Below are 2,557 nucleotides of genomic sequence, written 5' to 3'. Positions count from 1 at the left end.
CGGCGGATACGACTTCATCGCCACGTGGAACTCCTTGTCTCCGGATGTCCATCATCCGGTACTCAAGGTGTCCACACTCCGGGGGGAAGGCCCCACCGCGCCCTGGCCCGACCCAACCCAGGTACATGGGATTGCGCCGCCGCAGGTCAGCGCTCGACGGTGGTTGGTATGACATCGAAGCGGCCACGTCAGTGCCGGCGCTGGGATGCGGGCCCGGCCCGGCCCGAAGGACTGCACCGAGTGAAACGCGAAGGCGGGGCCATCGCCTCATCCGCTACAGTTGGCCTCATGTGTTCCGTCATCCACAACTGGCAGGCGATCCGGACCCGGTCGGCGTTCTGACCGCGGTGCAGACCGTCGCATGCACCGGGGTCCCGTGTCCACCGTTCACCTCTGGATGACGAGGATTCATTTCATGCGCGCAACCTCGCGCCCCACTTTCGTGTTCGTTCATGGCGGCTCCAGCAACGCTCAGGCCTGGAGGCCCCTACAGAACGAACTGGCCCTGCTCGGTCACCTTTCGTACACCGTCGACCTGCCAGGCCACGGCGACCGCGCCGGCACCCCCGCCGCCTACTACCGGCTGCCGCAAGACGCCGCGGCACTGGCCGACGCCCCCTCCCCGATGCGCGCCGTCACGTTGCAGGACAACGTGCGGCACGTGGTGGACATCGTGCGCCGGCTCGCCGAACGGGGCCCGGTCGTCCTGGCCGGCAACAGCCTCGGTGGCCTGACCATCAGCGCCGTCGCCAACGCCGTACCGGAACTGCTCGACCGCGTGGTCTACCTTTCCGCGCTGTGCCTGAGCAGCCCGGCCATGCTCACCGAGGCGTGGGACGTGGTCGACGACAACCTGCTCGACGCCGCGGCGGCCCGGATCGCCGTGCCGGGTGTGCCCGACCCCGGTGTGGCCCGCCTGAACTGGCGCAGCGCCCACGCCGACCCGGAACTGTTCGCCGAGTTGAAGACCGCCATCATGGCCGACTCCACCGACCACCAGTTCCGGCTGCTGCTTGACTCCATGGACCCGGACGAGAACCATACGGTGCTGGAGCCGGCGGCGCTGGTCACGGCCGACGGATGGGGACGCGTCCCGCACACCTACATCCGCCTGTCCGAGGACCGCAGCATCACCCCGGCCGTCCAGGACTACATGATCCGCCAAGCGGACGCGCTGACCCCGCACAACCCCTTCGACGTGCACACGCTGGCGACCTCGCACGTCGGCTACTTCAGCCGGCCGCAGGTCTTCGCGGAGCTGCTGGCGGACCTCGCCTGACGCTCTTTGCCGCCCCTGCCGCCGTCCTCGGCGGCGGGGGCGTTCTACGTCAGCTCGTCCAGGTCACGTCGCGTCCGCAGGGACTCCAGGTGGGTCGGCCCGAGCGCGCGGATCCTGCCGTCCAGACTTCTCGCCAGCTCATGTCTGCCGCGTTCCGCCTCGCCCCGCCGACAGAGCAGGGTGGCCACTGAAGTACCGCGCCTCCACCCGAGTCACGCGGTCCCAGCAGTGCGGGTGCCGATTAATCATCCGGCCACGTCAAGCCGCGTGTCGGTATTCCTTCAGGACACCTCCGAGCCGATCACGTCGGCGGATCTCCAACGAGGCGATCGAGGCCGAGTCGATGCCGGGATCAACGAGTGGTCGAAGCGGGGCAGCCTGTTGGAGAGCACGGTGGGGCCGGTGTTCGTTGTAGAAGGTCTCGAACTCGCGCAGCACATGTAGAAGGTGGCGCTGGTTCCAGATCAAGGTTCGGTCCAGCAGCTCACGCCGACAGGTCTGGATCCATCGCTCCATGATGGAATTCATCCGCGGCATACGGACGCCGCTCTTGATGATGCGTACTCCGGCACCGGCCGGCACGGCGTCGAAGGCCGCGATGAACTTGGTGTCTCGGTCGCGGATGAGGAACTTCGCTGAACTGCCCGCATCCTGCAGGTCCATGACGAGGTTACGACCGAGCTGGGTGACCCACTGCCCGGTGGGGTGCGCGGTGACCCCGAGGATCCGAATGCGGCGGGTGGCGTGCTCGATGACCGCCAAGACGTACAGGCGCGCCCCAGTCAGCGTGCGGACCTCGAAGAAGTCACAGGCCGGCAGCGCATCGGCCTGACTGCGTAAGAACTCGGACCAGGCGGTGTGCTCCCGTTCCGGAGAGGGGTCGATGCCGTGGGCTTTGAGGACCTCCCAGACCGTGGAGGCGGCGACCTTGCTGCCGAGCGCGGCCAGTTCGCCGTGGATACGCCGGTAGCCCCACGAGGAGTTCTCCCGGGCCGGCCGCAGCACCAGGACGCGGATGGATCGGACGGTGCGCGGGCGTCCCCGCCGCCGATGAGCGCTTGCTGCGGCGTGCCGGCGTCGCAGCAGATCACGATGCCGGCGCAGGATCGTGTCAGGGCGGACCAGCAACGTGAGACGCCGCAGCGTGCCCATCGGCAGACGATGCAGCAGCCCCGCGAGGAGGAACCGATCTTCCCGAGTGAACACGGGCTTGGTCACCTTCCGTTGCAGCACCGTCAGCTGATGCCGGAGCACCAAGATCTCGATGTCCTTGGCGCG

At 68.0% G+C, this 2,557-nt stretch carries 2 protein-coding genes; one reads left to right on the top strand and one right to left on the bottom strand.

All coding sequences use genetic code 11. The annotated features are described in order from the left end of the window. The first annotated feature begins 415 nt into the window (after positions 1-415). The gene (locus tag ABZ911_RS43045) at positions 416-1,279 is read left to right on the top strand and encodes an alpha/beta fold hydrolase (protein ID WP_358070470.1); all 864 of its coding nucleotides are present in this window, start codon (positions 416-418) and stop codon (positions 1,277-1,279) included. Between the two features lie 258 nt (positions 1,280-1,537). Here ABZ911_RS43045 and ABZ911_RS43040 read toward each other — a convergent pair. Next, positions 1,538-2,557: integrase core domain-containing protein (locus ABZ911_RS43040; protein WP_358070468.1), on the bottom strand; the 1,020-nt coding region annotated here is incomplete at its 5' end.

The organism is Nonomuraea sp. NPDC046570, assembly GCF_040645915.1.
Taxonomy (GTDB): domain Bacteria; phylum Actinomycetota; class Actinomycetes; order Streptosporangiales; family Streptosporangiaceae; genus Nonomuraea.
The sequence above is the reverse complement of the archived record's forward strand: the minus strand, read 5'-3'. Positions and strand labels throughout refer to the sequence as shown.

Excerpts from the sequence above, each read along its gene's own strand:
- ABZ911_RS43045 (WP_358070470.1), top strand. The coding sequence starts at position 416 with ATGCGCGCAACCTCGCGCCCCACTTTCGTGTTCGTTCATGGCGGCTCC.